This window comes from Methylophaga sp. UBA3603 (assembly GCF_002375335.1).
Classification (GTDB): domain Bacteria; phylum Pseudomonadota; class Gammaproteobacteria; order Nitrosococcales; family Methylophagaceae; genus Methylophaga.
This window is the reverse complement of the sequence record NZ_DFMC01000008.1, coordinates 228,820-246,764: the sequence shown is the minus strand read 5'-3', so window position 1 is coordinate 246,764 and position 17,945 is coordinate 228,820. Positions and strand designations below refer to the sequence as shown.

General features: G+C 46.0%; 16 protein-coding genes, 1 pseudogene and 1 riboswitch. Of the genes and pseudogenes, 8 read left to right on the top strand and 9 right to left on the bottom strand.

Annotated elements, in window-relative coordinates; translation table 11 throughout:
• Positions 1 to 4 precede the first annotated feature (4 nt).
• Complete coding sequence (gene gyrA, locus B4F66_RS06590; protein ID WP_292357320.1) at positions 5 to 2,584, bottom strand: DNA gyrase subunit A; 2,580 nt, start codon at positions 2,582 to 2,584, stop codon at positions 5 to 7.
• Between the two features lie 150 nt (positions 2,585 to 2,734).
• The gene (locus B4F66_RS06585; RefSeq protein WP_292399116.1) at positions 2,735 to 3,376 is read right to left on the bottom strand and encodes an ABC-type transport auxiliary lipoprotein family protein; all 642 of its coding nucleotides are present in this window, start codon (positions 3,374 to 3,376) and stop codon (positions 2,735 to 2,737) included.
• A 109-nt stretch (positions 3,377 to 3,485) separates the two neighbouring features.
• Here B4F66_RS06585 and B4F66_RS06580 point away from each other — a divergent pair, with 109 nt between their 5' ends.
• Together B4F66_RS06580 and B4F66_RS06575 are read left to right on the top strand one after the other, a co-directional pair.
• Positions 3,486 to 4,001 carry an adenine phosphoribosyltransferase gene (locus B4F66_RS06580; RefSeq protein WP_292357324.1) on the top strand — a complete coding sequence of 172 codons (516 nt, stop codon included), beginning with the start codon at positions 3,486 to 3,488 and terminating at the stop codon, positions 3,999 to 4,001.
• Positions 4,001 to 4,843 (top strand): MotY family protein, encoded by an 843-nt coding sequence (locus B4F66_RS06575; protein WP_292357326.1) that lies wholly within the window; start codon positions 4,001 to 4,003, stop codon positions 4,841 to 4,843. The genes B4F66_RS06580 and B4F66_RS06575 overlap by 1 nt, the downstream gene beginning before the upstream one ends.
• Here the strand turns inward: B4F66_RS06575 and thiE are convergent.
• The 5 genes from thiE to thiC are packed head-to-tail and all read right to left on the bottom strand — an operon-like array spanning position 4,832 to position 10,204.
• Positions 4,832 to 6,298 carry a thiamine phosphate synthase gene (thiE, locus tag B4F66_RS06570; protein WP_292357328.1) on the bottom strand — a complete coding sequence of 489 codons (1,467 nt, stop codon included), beginning with the start codon at positions 6,296 to 6,298 and terminating at the stop codon, positions 4,832 to 4,834. The genes B4F66_RS06575 and thiE overlap by 12 nt on opposite strands.
• Complete coding sequence (locus B4F66_RS06565) at positions 6,291 to 7,088, bottom strand: thiazole synthase (protein WP_292357330.1); 798 nt, start codon at positions 7,086 to 7,088, stop codon at positions 6,291 to 6,293. The genes thiE and B4F66_RS06565 overlap by 8 nt, the downstream gene beginning before the upstream one ends.
• Position 7,089: 1 nt before the next feature.
• Positions 7,090 to 7,311: a sulfur carrier protein ThiS gene (gene thiS, locus B4F66_RS06560; RefSeq protein WP_292357331.1), complete on the bottom strand. Its 222-nt coding sequence runs from the start codon at positions 7,309 to 7,311 to the stop codon at positions 7,090 to 7,092.
• A complete protein-coding gene (locus tag B4F66_RS06555; RefSeq protein ID WP_292357333.1) occupies positions 7,301 to 8,371 on the bottom strand; it encodes an FAD-dependent oxidoreductase in 1,071 nt (356 codons plus the stop codon). Before B4F66_RS06555 ends, thiS begins: the two co-directional genes overlap by 11 nt.
• Before the next feature lie 21 nt (positions 8,372 to 8,392).
• Positions 8,393 to 10,204, bottom strand: a complete 1,812-nt coding sequence (gene thiC / locus B4F66_RS06550) for a phosphomethylpyrimidine synthase ThiC (RefSeq protein WP_292357335.1) — start codon at positions 10,202 to 10,204, stop codon at positions 8,393 to 8,395.
• 106 nt (positions 10,205 to 10,310) lie between these two features.
• A riboswitch (TPP riboswitch) is annotated at positions 10,311 to 10,416 on the bottom strand.
• A gap of 89 nt (positions 10,417 to 10,505) precedes the next feature.
• Between thiC and B4F66_RS06545 the strand changes: the two genes are divergently transcribed.
• From B4F66_RS06545 to B4F66_RS06520, 6 genes are all read left to right on the top strand, one after another.
• The gene (locus tag B4F66_RS06545; protein ID WP_292357337.1) at positions 10,506 to 11,060 is read left to right on the top strand and encodes a Smr/MutS family protein; all 555 of its coding nucleotides are present in this window, start codon (positions 10,506 to 10,508) and stop codon (positions 11,058 to 11,060) included.
• 558 nt (positions 11,061 to 11,618) lie between these two features.
• Complete coding sequence (locus B4F66_RS06540; RefSeq protein ID WP_292357339.1) at positions 11,619 to 12,647, top strand: DUF5677 domain-containing protein; 1,029 nt, start codon at positions 11,619 to 11,621, stop codon at positions 12,645 to 12,647.
• A gap of 77 nt (positions 12,648 to 12,724) precedes the next feature.
• The gene (locus B4F66_RS06535) at positions 12,725 to 13,462 is read left to right on the top strand and encodes a DUF4145 domain-containing protein (protein WP_292357340.1); all 738 of its coding nucleotides are present in this window, start codon (positions 12,725 to 12,727) and stop codon (positions 13,460 to 13,462) included.
• A 78-nt stretch (positions 13,463 to 13,540) separates the two neighbouring features.
• A complete protein-coding gene (locus B4F66_RS06530; RefSeq protein ID WP_292357342.1) occupies positions 13,541 to 14,116 on the top strand; it encodes a DUF1415 domain-containing protein in 576 nt (191 codons plus the stop codon).
• 263 nt (positions 14,117 to 14,379) lie between these two features.
• Entirely contained in the window at positions 14,380 to 15,207 is an 828-nt protein-coding gene (gene hutG / locus B4F66_RS06525) for an N-formylglutamate deformylase (protein WP_292411616.1), read from the top strand.
• A gap of 131 nt (positions 15,208 to 15,338) precedes the next feature.
• Entirely contained in the window at positions 15,339 to 15,779 is a 441-nt protein-coding gene (locus B4F66_RS06520; protein WP_292357346.1) for a YqaA family protein, read from the top strand.
• A gap of 278 nt (positions 15,780 to 16,057) precedes the next feature.
• Here B4F66_RS06520 and B4F66_RS06515 read toward each other — a convergent pair whose 3' ends face one another.
• Together B4F66_RS06515 and mltF are read right to left on the bottom strand one after the other, a co-directional pair.
• Positions 16,058 to 16,639 carry a type 1 glutamine amidotransferase domain-containing protein gene (locus tag B4F66_RS06515; RefSeq protein ID WP_292357348.1) on the bottom strand — a complete coding sequence of 194 codons (582 nt, stop codon included), beginning with the start codon at positions 16,637 to 16,639 and terminating at the stop codon, positions 16,058 to 16,060.
• A gap of 373 nt (positions 16,640 to 17,012) precedes the next feature.
• A pseudogene (mltF, locus tag B4F66_RS06510) lies at positions 17,013 to 17,933 on the bottom strand (membrane-bound lytic murein transglycosylase MltF); the annotation flags it as partial.
• Positions 17,934 to 17,945 lie beyond the last annotated feature (12 nt).

The window sequence follows — 17,945 nt, the reverse complement described above, 5'->3', positions numbered from 1 at the left end:
GTGCTTATTCTTCCGTTAAATCATCAGTGTGTGGCAGATCGTCGATATCTTGATCTTCATCTTCAATAACGCGTTCCAGACCCACCAGTTTTTCTTCATTACTGAGATTAATCAGACGTACACCCTGAGTATTACGTCCTACCAGAGAAACATGTTTAACAGGTGTACGAACCAGCGTACCGCCATTGGTAATCAACATGATCTGATCTTCGTCACAGACTTGTACTGCACCGACGACCTGACCGTTACGTGCAGAAGTCTGGATTGAAATAATGCCCTGACCACCACGACCCTGGACACGATACTCTTCCAGGTTGGTGCGTTTACCGTAACCGAACTCGGTTGCTGTCAGAATGGCACCTTCCTGCTGAGCAATAATCAACGAAATGATCTGTTCACCATCGGCCAGACGCATACCACGAACACCACGGGAAACACGGCCCATTGAGCGAACATCGGTTTCAGGGAAACGGATAACTTTGCCGTTGCTGCTAAACAGCATGACATCAGACTCACCATCCGTTAATGCCACCCCAACCAGTTTGTCATCATCTTTCAGATCGACCGCAATAATACCGTTGGCGCGTGGACGGGAGTAATCAACTAATGGCGTTTTCTTGACCGTGCCACTAGCAGTTGCCATAAAGATAAATTTATCGGCTTCAAACTCACGAATAGGCAATACCGCATTGATACGTTCGTTTTCTTCCAGAGGCAGCAAGTTCACAATGGGTTTACCACGGGCCGTACGGCCACCTTGTGGTAATTCATAAACTTTTTTCCAGTAAACCTTACCGGTACTGGAGAAACACAATAAAGTGTCATGCGTATTGGCAATAAACAGATGTTCAATGAAATCTTCATCTTTCATTGAAGTGGCTGCTTTACCTTTACCGCCACGGCGTTGCGCCTGATAGGTATCCAACTGCTGTGTTTTGGCATAACCAGCATGCGATAAAGTGACCACCATCTCTTCTTCAGTGATCAGATCTTCCAATGTCAGATCCAGATGTGTATCCAGAATTTCGGTACGGCGGTTATCACCATACTCATCATTAATTGCTACTAATTCCTGACGGATAACAGCCATCAGATTGTCTGGGTCACTCAAAATAGCCAGCAAGTCACGAATTTGATCGAGAACTTCACGGTATTCCTGCAGGATTTTGTCTTGTTCCAGACCGGTCAGTCTATGCAGACGCATATCCAGGATAGCCTGGGCCTGAACTGGCGATAAATAATATTGTCCTTCCACCAGACCAAATTCAGCGGCCAAATCTTCTGGACGTGAAGCCTGTGCACCCGCAGCGCCAAGCATTTCCAGAATCATTTCGCTGCGCCAACCTTGAGATAACAAGGCTTCTCTGGCTTCAGACGGGCTAGGTGATGCTTTAATCAGCTCAATAACTTCATCGATATTGGCCAGTGCAGTGGCCAGACCTTCCAAAATATGGGCACGATCACGGGCTTTACGCAGTTCATAAATTGAACGACGAGTCACAACTTCGCGACGATGACGAATAAAGGCTTCAAGGATCGGTTTCAGACCCAATGTGCGTGGCTGACCATCTACGATGGCCACCATATTGATACCAAACACCGTTTGTAACTGTGTTTGCTGATAAAGATTGTTCAGAATAACTTCCGGCACATCACCACGTTTGATGACCACCACCATACGCATGCCGTCTTTATCAGACTCATCACGCAGGGCAGAAATACCTTCGATTTTTTTCTCTTTGACCAGCTCGGCGATTTTTTCCAGCAAACGTGCTTTGTTAACCTGATAGGGCAGCTCGTGGACGATGATACTTTGCTGACCAGTGGCTTCATTGGTTTCGATTTCGGCGCGAGCACGCATGTAAACACGACCACGGCCGGTTTCATAGGCTTCAGCAATACCGTTGGCACCATTGATAATACCGGCAGTCGGAAAGTCCGGGCCGGGAACGAATTCCATCAAATCACGAGTAGTAACACTCGGATCATCAATAATCGCAATACAGGCATTAAGAATTTCAGTCAGGTTATGTGGCGGAATATTGGTCGCCATGCCCACGGCAATACCGGAGGAACCATTGACCAATAACGCTGGAAATTTAGTGGGTAAAACAGCTGGCTCAGATTCGGATTCATCATAGTTAGGGATGAAATCAACAGTTTCCTTGTCCAGATCGGCCAGCATTTCGTGGGCGATTTTCGCCATACGCACTTCGGTATAACGCATCGCGGCAGGTGGATCACCATCGACTGAGCCAAAGTTACCTTGACCATCAACCAGCATATAGCGCATTGAGAACGGCTGGGCCATACGTACCATCGTGTCATAAACAGCAGTATCACCATGAGGGTGATATTTACCGATAACGTCACCGACAATACGTGCAGATTTTTTGTATGGGCTGTTCCAACTGTTTCCTAATTCACGCATTGCATATAAAACACGACGGTGAACAGGTTTCAGACCGTCCCGGACATCCGGTAAGGCGCGTCCTACGATAACGCTCATTGCGTAATCGAGGTAGGACTGTTTCATTTCATCTTCGATACTGATCGAGTCCAGTTCCAGAGCAATCTCAGACATTTAATATTCTTCCAAAATGAACAAAAGCAAGCCTAGCTTGTTGAAGTTTCAGACAAAAATTTCTGCTGCCAAAACCCGAACAGATGCTAACCATAACAAAGGAGTAATCCTACCACTCTGAGCGATTTCCTGCACGTTTATAAGATACTGCTAGGGTGTACCAGCTTTATCAAAATAATCGCTCAAATCCTGCTCCAACGTCGCGAGAATTTCTTCCAGCGCATTTTGCCAGCCAGTTACAACGGTTTGCGGGTTTGTTTCATCAATCGATGCATCAACACGAAAACCGGTTTGAAACAGCATCTTGCTACGATCAGCATCGCCCGGACTCATAAAAAACTGCATTTCTAAAACAGCCTGCGGCGGATACTCGGCGCGCTCTTCACCATAAAGTTTGGTGACTGCCGCTTCCAACACTAAATCTGCTGGTTGAGAATCATCGGTAATGACAGCACTGAATAAACCACTCTTGGATAACCAGCGTTGTAATTGTGAGGTAAACATCACCTGCGGATCAGTAAGCAACACATGTCCTGCCTGCGGTTGATATTCATTGTCGCCAATACGAAACACAATATTCTCGGTGCGATAATGGGGTGCTATACGAACAGGTTTAATGCGTAAAACCCGGTTCTGGGCAAACTCCGCAGCAACATTACCTCGATCAACATCGACAATATAAAAACGCGGTTGCATATCGTCAGCTTCTTTATCTCCACCACCAAAGCCAAAACAACCGGTCAATAAACTGAACAGAACGAAAACCAGCACTCTCTGCCATCTGTGAATCACGAAATGTTGTACTCCTAAAGATTTCTGGGAAATTGCATTACAGTTGTTGTAATTAGTGTCGTTATAATACTGGTGGTGACCATCCCTTCTCAAATAATTTAGGCGTCAGATGGACGAGATAAAAACCAAGATCCGCGATATCGCAGATTTTCCCGAACCCGGCATTTTATTCAAAGACATCACCCCGTTAATGCAATCCCCTGTCTTACTGCGTCAGGCCGTTGAATTGCTGATTGCACCCTATCGAAAATCTAATATAACTGCCGTCGCTGGTATGGAAGCCCGGGGTTTTATTTTTGGTTCACTCGCCGCCTCAATGCTAGAGGTCGGATTCATTCCACTGCGCAAACCCGGCAAACTGCCTCACACTACCCATAAGGTCGAATACCAATTGGAATATGGTGAAACCAGCCTGGAAATTCATGCCGATGCCTTGGCAGAAAACGACAATATTTTAATTGTTGATGATGTGCTCGCCACCGGCGGCACGGCTAAGGCCAGTTGTGAATTAATCCGGTTATTGGGTGGTAATGTGGTTGGCTGTGCATTCCTGATGGAAATCACCGGGCTGAATGGCCGTTCCTTACTAACTGACGTTAACGTACACAGCGTAATCCAATACTAATGAAGTTTTTACTATTTTTATTATTTGCCTCTCCCGTTGTTGCTGACACGGTTTATCAATCAGCTGTGCACGAAGCCAAATGGCAGACTGAAGACTCACCGCTTTCCTGCAGCTTAAGCCATGACGTTACGGATTTTGGAGATATCCTTTTTCATCGCGAAAATGGTGAGCCGCTGCAGCTTACTATTTCCACGGCAGATCATCCCGCTTCGCAAAACACTGCTGAATTGATGATCATCAACACGCCCTGGCAGTTCGATCAGGTCAGACAAAAGTTAATGACTCTGCCCGTCACCTATGGACAGCGTGAATTTAGGGTGGAAGGTAATGCGGCGCAAAAAGCCCTGGCGGCTTTGCAACAAGGTCAGTTCGTTCAACTGCAGTATGCCTCGCAAACCAGCATTCAACCGGTCAGCGTGATTTTATCCAATGTGCAATTTCTGCCCGCCATGCGCGAGTTTCAGGAATGTTCAGACAAAATGCACCCGGATAGTTTTAACGATTTACAGCAATTCAGTGTGTATTTTGAATCCGAAAAAGCTATTCTCGACAACAGTGCTTCTCAACGGATGAAACGATTGGCGGAGTATCTGAAAGTGGACGACAGTATCTCAAGAATCATTATTGAATCTCACACTGACAGTTTTGGCCGCCGAGAATTGAATACCGAGCTGTCAGATAAACGCGCGCAAGTGGTGAAAACCTTTCTGATTGAACAGGCTGAAATCGACGAAGGCATTATCGAAACGCATTCCTATCGTGATAACAAGCCTGTTGCGAGTAATAAAACACCTGAGGGTCGCGCTCAAAACCGCCGCACGGAATTACGTTTAATTCGCTGAATGACGCCATAACGTCAGTAAATCATGGGTGACTTTTTGATAATCAGTTGCTTTGGTAATCGCCGAAATCATTGCCACTGACCCCACCCCGGTTTTATGCAACGCTATTGCACGCGGCAGATCAATCCCACCAATGGCAACCAGCGGCGTATGCCCATCTAATAAGCGTATCCATTCTGCTAACCGATCAAATCCTTGGGGTTGCCACGGCATTTGTTTGCTGTCAGTTTCAAATATCGGTCCCAAGGCAATATAACTGGGGTTTACCGCTAAGGCTCTGGCTAGTTCCCAATATGAATGGGTCGAAATCCCCAGCCGCAATCCGGCATTTTCGATTTCCAGTAAATCAGCATCATGCAAATCTTCCTGTCCCAGATGCACACCGTAAGCGCCGTTATCAATCGCCATACGCCAGTGATCATTCACAAAAAACTGAATATCACTATGTTGATGAGAGATATCCACCGCACTGGCAATCTCAGCATTCAGAAAAGCGTTATCCGTTTGTTTCAACCGCAATTGAATGGTTTTGATGCCAATGGTTAATAAACGATTGACCCAATCCGCACTATCCACCACCGGGTAGATTCCCAATCGTTCCGGACACTCGGGAAAACTAAAACTTTTTCCAATCAGATCCGGGGTATAACTCAGTCGTGGAATATCTCGAAGTGCAAACGGTTGCTGCTGATGAGAAAACAGCTGATACGGCCCTAATGTCTGCGATTCCCGAATCCCGCGGTTGATATAACTACGCGATAAAATCACCGCATCACGGATATCTTGGCCTTGTGCCAGATAACACGCCAGACTGGAAGCCAACACACAGCCTGTGCCACGAACATTTTTATTCAACCGGGGTTGATAACAATAAAAATGCCCAAACGCACTGGCAAAGTAATCCGAGACAAAACTTTTATCACCATGCCCGCCTTTCACCAGACACGCTGACAATCCTTCTTCAATTAAATGGCGGACCTGCTTCTCCACCGAGCCGGTGACATTCTCAGAGAGATACGCTATCTCAGGTAAATTAGGTGTCAGCAGGGTAATTTTTGGTAATACTGATTTACGCACAAACTCCAATACTTCCGGCGTAGCCTGCTTTCCCCCACTCGTAGCCGCCATCACCGGATCCATCACTATTGGCACATCATGACGTTTAACTATACGTTCAATCGCCTCGGCTATCTCCAAATCAGGTATCAAACCAATTTTGATAGCAGCAATGTCAAAATCCGCAATACAGCTTTCGTATTGTTTGAGAAATTTCTCAGCCGTTAGTGGATTTAATGCACGCATACCGCTTTGTGTCTGTTCAGTTACACAGGTAATTAACGGAACAGGATGAAAGCCATGATGGCTCACGGTTTGAATATCTGCTGTCAGACCAGCACAACCCTGAGGATCCATGCCACCTATTAATAAAATAGCTTTTTGTGAATGATCAGCCATGTTGCTGCCAGATTGGTTGGTCTAACGTCGGTGTACTGGGCTTGGCGGAATCACGTTTTGGCATAATGCCCGCTTCAAATGCCAGACGTCCTGCATTGATGGATTGTTTAAACGCTTCAGCCATAAGCGCCGGTTCAAGTGCTTCGGCCACTGCGGTATTCAACAGAATGCCGTCATAACCGAGTTCCATGGCCTGCACCGCATCAGAAGGTTTGCCGATGCCAGCATCAACCAGTAACGTTATTTCCGGCAAGCGTTCACGTAATGTTCTCAATGCATAAGGATTGAGTAATCCCTGTCCAGTACCGATTGGTGCACCCCAGGGCATTAACACTTCACATCCGGCTTCCGCCAGTTTCTGGCAAAGCACCAAATCATCAGTGCAGTAGGGAAACACTTTAAAACCATCGGCAATCAGGGTTTTGGTCGCTTCCAATAGAGCAAACGGATCCGGTTGTAGATTAAAACTGTCACCCAATACTTCGAGCTTGATCCAGTCAGTTTCAAATAACTCACGCGCCATATGGGCTGTTTTAATTGCCTCGGCTGCACTATAACAACCCGCGGTATTGGGTAATAAATGACAGCCCAGCGCTTCAATCATGTTCCAGAATTGCTGACCACTATTGGCCTGCCCGGCACTTTGCCGACGCAGAGATACGGTAATCACCTGAGCGCCTGACGCTTTAATGGCATCACACATCACTTGTGGTGAAGGATAAAGCGCCGTGCCGATAAATAAACGACTACTAAGGGTTTGACCGTAAACGGTCCAGTCAGATGCCTGCATGTCAGCCTCCACTGATCGGCGACAGCACATCAATGCGATCGCCTACTGATAATTGATAGGTTGGATGTGCCGATTTGGCGATAATATTGTCGTTAATCACCACCACAAACCGGCCTTCAGTCCAGCCATGTTCAGCCAGAAACGCCTGCAAATTAAAGCTTGTGGTTTCTATGGGCTGTTCATTCAAAATAATTGAGATGGGTTGAATCGACTCAGCTTGCATAACGCACTCCCGAATCTGTGTGTTCTGATAATTTTGTTAGTAATTGGTCGACCATTACCGGTCCCAGCAAATAACCATGCCTGTACAGGCCATTGATTTGATAACCCCACTCCTGCTGGCGAATGGTGGGTAAATGATCAGGTAATGCCGGACGGCAATGCGCCCGCATTTCCAACACCCGGGCTTCGGCAAACCCTTTATGAATGCTGTAAAGCGCCGATAGCAATTCCATAGCACTACGTACACTCACTGGTGACCGATCTTCGGATTCAATTACCGTCGCCCCAATGACATATTGCTGATCCGGTCTGGGGGCCAAATACAGCGGATAACGTGGATGCATTAAGCGTACGCACTGTTGCAGATTCACTTCCGGGGCATAAACACGCAACACTTCACCGCGCACCCCACGCAGCTCTTTCATATCCAACTTGCTGCCATTACCACGACAATCAATCACCGAGGTAAATTTACCCAGCGAATGTCCAAGCGTTTGCTGACACAATTGTTCCAATGTGTCGTTAGTTAACGTTTCAATCGGTTCAATGGTGTGCCAGTTAGCATGTTCGGTTAGAAACTCACCGACCTGCTGATAAAACTGGCGATTATCCAGACAGCTCTCTTGCGGGAAATACAACGCCGACCGAAAATTCTCGGCCAGTTCAGGTGACAGGTTTTGTAACTGCTGAGCGTCAATTTGCTGATAATCAGTCGGATCCAGAATATGTGCTGCACGCCGTTGATACCGTGCCAGTTCAGCCTTATCGCCTTCGTGCGCGACGACCAACGTGCCGCTCTGCGGATTAAATATTGGCTTTTCAAACTCAGCCAGCCATTTATCCCACAGCGCTTGACTTTGAATACCTAGATCGCGAATCGACCGATCTGCGGTCACCGCTTCGGTAAATGGCGCGATCATCGAAGCCGCAATAAAACCGGCACTGTCGGTACCGGCTTTATCGTCTGATGACAGAATCGTCACGGCATGACCAGTCTGAATCAGACGCCAGCTTGTCAGGCGTCCAATCAGACCGCTACCGATAATCAGATAATGCTTCATAGCGTTCTGAATCCGATCCAATCAAACCTGATGATAGATTTTGCTGCCAGCCGCCTTGAACTCTTCTGACTTCACAGTAAACGCCTCTTTCACATCATGTGAAATCTTCATTGAGCAGAATTTCGGTCCACACATAGAACAGAAATGCGCCACTTTAGCACTCGGTTTTGGCAGAGTTTCATCATGGAAAGCACGGGCAGTATCAGGGTCTAACCCGAGATTGAATTGATCTTCCCAACGGAATTCAAAACGCGCTTTGGAAATCGCATCATCACGTTCATGAGCACCCGGATGACCTTTGGCCAAATCGGCTGCATGCGCTGCAATTTTGTAGGTGATAATGCCGGTTTTAACATCATCTTTATTCGGCAAACCCAAATGCTCTTTGGGTGTCACGTAACACAACATCGCCGTACCAAACCAGCCAATCATCGCCGCACCAATACCCGAGGTAATGTGGTCATAACCTGGTGCAATATCAGTAACCAAAGGCCCCAAGGTATAGAAAGGCGCTTCGTGGCAGACTTCCAATTGCAGATCCATGTTTTCCTTGATCTTATGCATTGGCACATGACCCGGCCCTTCGATCATCACCTGCACATCATGTTTCCAGGCAATATGGGTTAATTCACCCAAAGTACGCAGCTCGGCAAACTGGGCTTCATCATTGGCATCAGCTTGTGAACCTGGACGCAAACCATCACCCAGAGAGAACGACACATCGTAGGCTTTCATGATTTCGCAGATATCTTCAAAGTGCGTGTACAAAAAGCTTTCTTCATGATGTGCCAGACACCAGGCCGCCATAATCGAGCCGCCACGTGACACAATGCCAGTAGTGCGGTTCACGGTCAGTGGAATATGCGCCAGACGAATACCAGCATGAATCGTAAAGTAACTCACGCCCTGCTCGGCCTGTTCAATCAACGTATCGCGAAACACTTCCCAGGTCAGATCTTCGGCAATGCCGTTTACTTTTTCCAAAGCCTGATACAACGGCACAGTACCGATTGGCACCGGTGAATTACGGATAATCCATTCGCGGGTCTGGTGAATATGTTTACCAGTCGACAAATCCATGACGGTATCACCACCCCAACGGGTACTCCACACCATCTTTTCAACTTCTTCTTCAATCGAGGAAGTGGTAGCAGAGTTACCGATATTGGCGTTGATTTTCACCAGAAAGTTACGACCGATAATCATCGGCTCAGCTTCAGGGTGATTGATATTGGCTGGAATAATCGCACGACCTTCGGCGACTTCTTTACGAACAAATTCCGGGGTGATGTGATTGGGTTTATCGGCTGGCAATTCGCCTTTGGCTTGCAGTGCAGCACGGCCCATGCTTTCGCGAATGGCGATATATTCCATTTCCGGGGTGATGATGCCTTGACGTGCATAGTGCATCTGGCTCACGTTTTTGCCCAGTTTGGCTTTGCGTGGCAGACGACGATTGGTGAACAGCGGAATATCAAATTCCTGCCCATCCTGATCGCGGGTAAAGTTGGAACTGAACGCCGGTAATACTTCGGTATCGTCACGTTCCTCAATCCATTGCTGACGAATCGGCGTTAAGCCTTTTTCCAGATCGATTGTTTCAGTGGGATCGGTGTAAATACCAGAGGTGTCGTAAACCATCACCGGCGCATTTGGCTCACCCGGCAGACTGGGATCACGATTCGGTGTATCGGTCAGGGAGATTTGACGAAATGGCACCCGGAGATCATCACGACTGCCGGTAATGTAGATTTTTTCAGAACCCGGTAATGGCTGAGTAGTAATGCCACTACGGTCTTTAATATCAATGACTTTTGGATTGGCTGCTGACATCTGATTTCCCCTTTTTGAATAAAAAAGTCGGGGAAATGAAGACGTTGCGCTTTCGCGAACAAGGTGATGGAGATACACGGCGGCTACAGTCAGACAATCAGACGTACCGGCATTCCGGCTTGTTTCCTACGGAGGTTCTAGCCTCTTCAGGTTCAACGGGTTTCATCTCAGCCCTTTCTGATAATTCAGAGGGGGCACCCCGACAAGTGGAAATCATCCTAAACTAAAAATGATTTTTTACACAAGCATCATCTGGCACAATGGGTCACATCAAACGGCATGAAATCAGGCAAAATCGGCCATGGCAGAGAACAAAAATAAAAATGATGACGACGAGTTTTCCTTGTTTCGCAATGAAATGAGCGACGCCGAGCCGATAAAACATGACCGCCTGGTGCATCGAAAACCACCGCCGCCGCCAACGGTCAGAAAACCCTCCGCAGCCGAACTCACCCATGACACCAGCGAGTTTTCCAGCCTGTTCGCTCCCGAAACAGTCGGCAATGAAGAATATCTCGAATACCGTGGCGACGGCATTCAAAACCGTCAATTCGCCAAACTCAAAAACGGCAAAGTGCATCTCGAAGCCGAACTCGATTTACACGGCCTCACCCTCGCCAAAGCTGAACCCACCCTCTCCCATTTTCTCGAACAATGTCAGCAAGAAAAGATTAGATGCGTACGAATCATTCACGGCAAAGGCTGGGGATCACGCGATAACAAACCGGTGTTAAAAAGCAAACTCAATCACTGGCTCAGACAAAGTGATGCCGTGTTAGCGTTTTGCAGTGCAACGATTGAAGATGGTGGAACTGGGGCTTTGTATGTTTTGTTGAAGAGGCAGTATGAAAAGTGAATTTTTAATTGGCCATTTTATTTCATCTATTTCGGACCTTTTTCCTTTGATTATTCAGATATTTAGATAATTCATGTCAGATGGCTCAGAATTAGATGGCCGCCTGCTAATAATTATTATGAAGCCAACGGCCTTATCAACATACTGTTAGGTGTATATGAAAGTCATCGATGAAGAAAAAAAGTTCATGGTTCTTATTCGAAGAGGAAGGACGGTTTCTTTTTGATGTGAACTGTTCGCATAGTTTTGTGGGCTACGACTTTATGATGTTCCTTAATGAGGAAGAGATTTCCCCTATAAATAGAAGGGTCGCGAATATCTCAATGAATTAGCTAATGCAATTGATTATTCAACTCCCATATCTAAAAACAAGCCCATCTAAGTAAAAGAGCGCTATGTATACGAGCAATATTCAGGGCAATCACTGGATGCAATTGATGTCTGGCGTGAGCAAAACGGTGATTAATCACCTAACAAGCAAAGGCAGCATCGCTCTGCGGGCTGGACGCGCTAATGCGCGCCGCTGCTTTGGGCGTTATGAGTCATAAGGAAAGTTGAGTGGAAGATTTACAGCAGCATTTTTTAAAAACACTCAATGACATGCTAGAGGGCAATCCAGAGCTGGCAGAAGATATTGATATTGAGCAGTTAATAGCTGACGTAACACCAGAAGCCGTACGCTTGATGAAAAGCACTCTTCAGAAATCAGCAAAGAAGATGCTTAAGGAACATAGAACGCTAGCGAGCGGTTTCGAAAAGCGTAATATAAAGCGTTGGTCAAAAGCGTTTGATTTGCTAGAAACCCACATTGTAATTTGTACTGAAGCTGGGGAGGATTTTAATTCATCCTATCGAGCAACTGCTGTAGATAGCAATGATTTAGTCTTTGATATTGTTGTTCGGCATCATGCCAGAGCGTGCCATATCGCTCAAGAAATCTTGTGTCTTCTTAAATCAGGTTTTGCTGATGCCGCTCACGCAAGGTGGAGAGCGCTTCATGAAGTAAATGCGACGGGCATGTTTATAGCTAAACATGGTCAAGAGTGTGCTGAGAGATTTTATTTCCATGACATTGTTGATTCTTACGATGGAATGCTTGAGCACAAAAAGTACGAAGATCGGCTCCAGGAAAAGGCTGCCTCCCCAGAGGAAATAGAGAGCTGCAAAGTAGAATACGATAAAGTGATTGCGCGTTATGGGAAAAAGTTTGGAGATCACTACGGCTGGGCCTCAAACATATTCCCTAAACATAGTCGTGTAGGATTTACGGCAATAGAAAAGGATGTTGGTTTGGATCATATGCGCCCCTACTATAAGTGGGCCAGTCAGAACGTACATTCGGGCTCAAAAGGAATGAGAAATCGTCTTGGTCTGTGTGAGGCAAAAGAAGATGTCCTACTGGTTGGGCAGAGTAATTCAGGAATGACAGACCCTGCGCATGCAACCGCCATTAGTTTAAGTCAAATAACCTGCACACTATTAATGCTCGAGCCAACGTTAGACCACATCGTTCTCATGACAATAATTGACGGGTATCAAGAGGATATTGGGAGCACATTCTTGGAGGTTGAGGAAAATGATTCATAACAAACGCGGCAATATCTACTCTCGTACCTCGCGCGCTTTACGCGGGCGTTATGTACTGTCAATGATCGGAGTTTTTAATGATACCTGAGTACGGAAGTAAGAAGTATCAATGCCCCCACTGTAATACAGTTGCTACTCAAGAGTGGTTTACGGCTAACAATGCTAGCACTACAGCCACCGGCATTCTTAGCCATCTGTATCTGAACTATAGATCAAGTATTGATGACTATACGCAAGAAAGAATCGTCAGGTTTTTACAGGAAATTGATAATAATTTTAAAAGAAGTTTCTACAAATTTGTCCCTGATGGCTTCGCAGTAGCGACCTGTTCTTCTTGTGATGGTTTTACATTATGGGTTAATAAAGAAATTGTTTACCCCAAGAAAACAACTTTACCGCCACCAAATGCTGATCTAAATGATGATATAAAATCACTTTACATTGAGGCTTCTAAAATTCTTATTGATTCCCCAAAAGGAGCTACTGCTTTGCTTCGGCTCGCTTTACAAAAATTATTGGAACAGGTTGGGAAGAGCGGGAAGAATATAAATAGCGACATTAAGGATTTGGTTGCTGAAGGTCTTAGCCCTAAGATTCAGCAGGCGCTTGACCTTCTCAGGGTTGTAGGAAATAACGCTGTCCACCCAGGACAAATAAACTTTGATGATAATTCTGAAATTGCTCAGAAGTTGTTTGGTATTTTGAATTTCATCGCTGAAGAATTAATCACGAAGCCAAAAGAACTAGAGCAACTATACGCTGATTTAATACCAACTGACACACAAGGTCATATCAAGCAGAGGGATGGCTTATAACAAGCCGTTGAAATTCATTACAGGCTCGATCAATAGGGTCAGAGTGTTTGATTTTGGGTGACGATGTATGAAAAACGAATGAAGAAATTATCACGACCAAGTGAGATCCGAAATGACGAGGAAATTGTTCTATCGGTTCGGCAGTGGGTTAACACTTTTGTGATGGAAATGAATCTATGCCCATTTGCTAAGCATGAGATGCTGAACAATCGGGTGCGCTTTGCTACCACAAGAGCGATAACGGAAGACCAATTGTTGAAGTCACTGCAAGACGAGCTGGAACTGCTCAATAGTGATCCGTCAGTTGAAACTACGCTGCTGATTCACTCAAATGTATTGCAGGACTTTTATGACTACAATCAGTTTTTGAGTAATGCCGATAACCTCCTTTTGGAAATGGGACTGGAAGGTACCTATCAGATCGCCAGTTTTCATCCAGATTACCAATTTGGTGGAACAAATCCGGACGATGCAGAGAATTATACAAACCGATCTCCTTACCCCTTGTTGCATCTTATTCGGGAGGCGAGTCTTGAGCGAGCTATTGTGGAATATCCTGATGTCGATCAAGTTCCAATACGAAACGTAGCGCTAATGAATAGTCTGGGACACAATAAGCTGCAGGCACTCTTTGAGAGCCTATTTAAGCTGTAGGGAGCAGTATTACTTTAGGGATAAATCAGTCAGCCAACTTAAAAATTCAATTGAAGTTCACATCACCTGCTAATGCAGATCAATATGGTCGGAGTGCAAAACTGGCAACACCGGCCAAGAGTGAGCTAAATCATAGTTCTGGTGATATTGAGATATCAAGGGGTCAGCCAACTTGTTTTTACGATTTGGTAACACGGTTTTTTACCTCCTTTGGCTAACGGACTGAGAAAGGCCAAAACTCAAATTTTTATTTTGGAGCTTCAATGATGACAACCGAATGGCTGGAAATCAATCAGGGCAGCGCCCCCATACTGATGAGCCTACCGCATACCGGAACGAAAATACCCGATGCTATCCAATCACAGCTTGCCTGTTCGACCGAACAAGCCCTGACAGATACCGACTGGTATGTGCACCAGTTGTACGATTTTGTCAGCTCAATGGGAATATCCACCGTTCGTACTGCTATTTCCCGCTGCGTGGTCGATGTAAACCGCGATCCTTCCGGTCAGTCATTGTACCCTGGCCAGGCCACCACAGAGCTTTGCCCAACAACCCGTTTTGATGGACAGCCGCTGTATTCAGCGCCTATTGACGACGCAGAGGTTGAACGTCGTAAAAAGCAGTATTTTGAACCCTACCATGCCGCTATTCGGGGGCAGTTGGACCGGTTGTTGCTGGATCACGACATTGTCATTCTGTTTGACGCCCACTCGATTCGTTCACAATGTCCGCGACTGTTCGACGGCACTTTGCCCGACTTGAACCTGGGTACGAATAGTGGTCGAAGCTGCGCACCAGACCTTGCCCTTCTGGTCGAAAAGCATTTATCCGGTGGTAATTTTTCTTTCGTGCATAACGGTCGGTTTAAAGGTGGCTGGATAACCCGCAATTATGGCCAGCCTTCCAGTCAGGTTCACGGGTTGCAGTTGGAAATAGCTCAGCAAAGCTACATGCACGAAGTTCAAGGTGACTCTCCTGCTCCATATTCTGCTGCCCGTGCTGCTGCATTGCAGTCAGAACTGAAAGGTCTGTTTGTTAAGCTGGTGAACTGGGCTCAGGCCAAGGGTTCAAGGGGTCAGCCAACTTGAAAAGTTTACTTGTTACTCTGAAAATCAAGGAATCAATAGGGTCAGAGTCGATTGAAATTTACTTCACAACTATCAATGGTAACTGATCCCATTTATTTCAATTTTTATCCGTGCTACAGACAATGAGCATCATGGAATATTTATCAGAACTCGGACATATTGGTCTTTTTATCTCTGCATTTTTAGCCGCGACGATTTTACCTTTAAGCTCAGAAATTGTTTTGAGTGCTTTATTGCTGAATGGTTTATCCCCCACTACGCTAGTCATCATTGCAACAACAGGAAATGTTTTGGGTTCACTCACAAACTATGCTCTAGGTTACTGGGCTAGCTTGGTTGTGGTCAAAAAATGGTTAAGGATGTCGGAAGATGATTTCGTGCGAGCAGAACAGCGTTTTGTTAAATACGGCATGTTTTCGTTGTGTTTTGCTTGGGTTCCAATAATCGGTGACCCATTAACCGTTATGGCTGGTGTTTTGCGAGTTCGCTTAAAGTGGTTTCTTATATTGGTTACTGCAGGTAAATTTCTGCGGTATGTCGTCATTAGTTACATGGTTTTGAACGTAAATTGACGGATACATCAAACGATCAACAATATAAAGAGACAAATCCCGTAGGTTGGGTTGAAGCATGAAACCCAACACTTCATAAATGACGCAACGTTATCTAATTGTTGGATTTCGTAAACTCAACCCAACCTACCCGGTTTTAAAATCAAAGCGTCAGCCAACTTGATTTTGATTTAAAAAAGTCCGTTCCCACACAGGAGCGTGGGAACGAGAAAAAAGGGGCAGATCTATTTAATTAACTAAAATAAACCCGCCCCCTTTTCGATCTCGAATCTGTCTAATCAGGCCCGCTGGCGGTCATGCTTGCCCTCAGCGAATTCCTCGATAGCTTTGCTACAGAAAGCTTCTAAATCGTCTGGTTTCCGGCTGGTCACTAGCCCTTGATCCACCACTACTTCCTGATCCACCCAGTTGCCGCCTGCATTCTGAATATCAGTACGCAGGCTTGGCCAGGATGTCAGTTTTCGTCCTTTAAGTACGTCTGCTTCGACTAGCGTCCAAGGAGCATGGCAGATCGCCGCCACGGGTTTATGTTCGGTGAAAAAACCACGGACAAACTCAACTGCATTTTGGTCGGTACGTAATGCATCCGGGTTAGCAACACCGCCAGGTAATACCAGACCATCATAATCACCGGCCGATACATCAGCGACGCTTTTGTCTACCTGAAATGCATCGCCTTTGTCGAGATGGTTAAAGCCATGAACTTTGCCTTCTTCGAGCGCTATCAACTCTGTTTCGGCGCCTGCAAGCTTGATTTGCTCCCAGGGCGTAGTCAATTCGATTTGCTCAAAGCCGTCGGTCACGAGAAACGCAATTTTTTTGCCTTGCAGAGATTTACTATTATTCGCTGAATTTTGCATTGGTTGTCCTCCTGATAAGTTGAGCGCTAACCTTACTTATGGTCTAAGCGCTTAAGTTGTCTACCAGCAATTAACGCAAGGACAATGCCAGTTGAAAATATACCTCGGAGATGGTTACTGGCCGTGCCTGTTGGTTTCTAGCCCAACATTTCAGATTCTCAGGAAATGAACTTTTTACAACTTTGCCAGTAAGATTTACAGCTTAAGTCCGTTCCTACGCAGGAGCAAGGGAACGAGGTGTATGGTAGGTTGGCGCTGAGGTACGAAGCCCAACAATTCTCTTAAACGTTACAAGTTCAACAGGACAACAGGATATGTATGGAATTGTTGGGTTTCGTAAACTCAACCCAACCTACCCGTTTTCTTTGTGATGTTAATCTGTAAAAACCGGCTTAATCACATCACGATAGTTACGAATACGTTGCACAAAATGAACAGGTTCATAACCTCGAGCGTAACCATAACGGGTGCTGGGGTAATATCGTTTGTCCGCTTTCAGTGGCAGGATCTCACGCATATCTGACCAGGAATCCGGGTTTTTACCTAATTCACGGGCCAGCTGCCGGGCATCTAATAAATGTCCTCGACCAATGTTGTAGCTGGCAAGTGCCAGGTAAGTTCGATCGGGCTCGGGAATTGATTCAGGTAAGCGTTGATGGCGATCAGCAAGATAGCGGGCGCCACCATCGATAGCTTCTTCAGGATCAGTGCGATCTTCCACGCCCAGTTCTTCGGCTGTTGCCTGGGTGAGCATCATGATGCCACGCACTCCCGTTGGAGATACCGCTTTGGGATTCCAGTTTGATTCCTGATACGCCAGGGCAGCCAGCAGATCTGCAGGCATGCCAGTGCTTTCTTCTGCTGTTTCGAATTCATCGATATAACGTTTCAGGCGTTTATCAATACTACGATTGAGCGCACGTAAATCAACGAAATCAAACTCACTGATATAGCTGTAATAACGACTTTCCATCCGACCAATGGCTTCATCACCTTCACTGCTGTTCATCCACTCATGCGCATCGTTAGCAATGTCTCTGAATTTATTAGGTGCATACCAGCCGAGATTACGACCATCGGTGAGGTCCATGGCAACTTCCAGATAGGGAAAATGCCGTTGCATAATATTGACGATATTGGCATCAGCCACTGAGCATTGGATGCTTTTTTCTGCCACCGCGGCCAGTATCAACTCACTGGTTCGTGAATCTTCACGAAACTGTAGGTCAGCATAATCAGCATTAATTTCTTTGAGAGTAGCTACGTAGCTGGAATCCTCCGTCACCACAATCTCAAAATCGCTTAA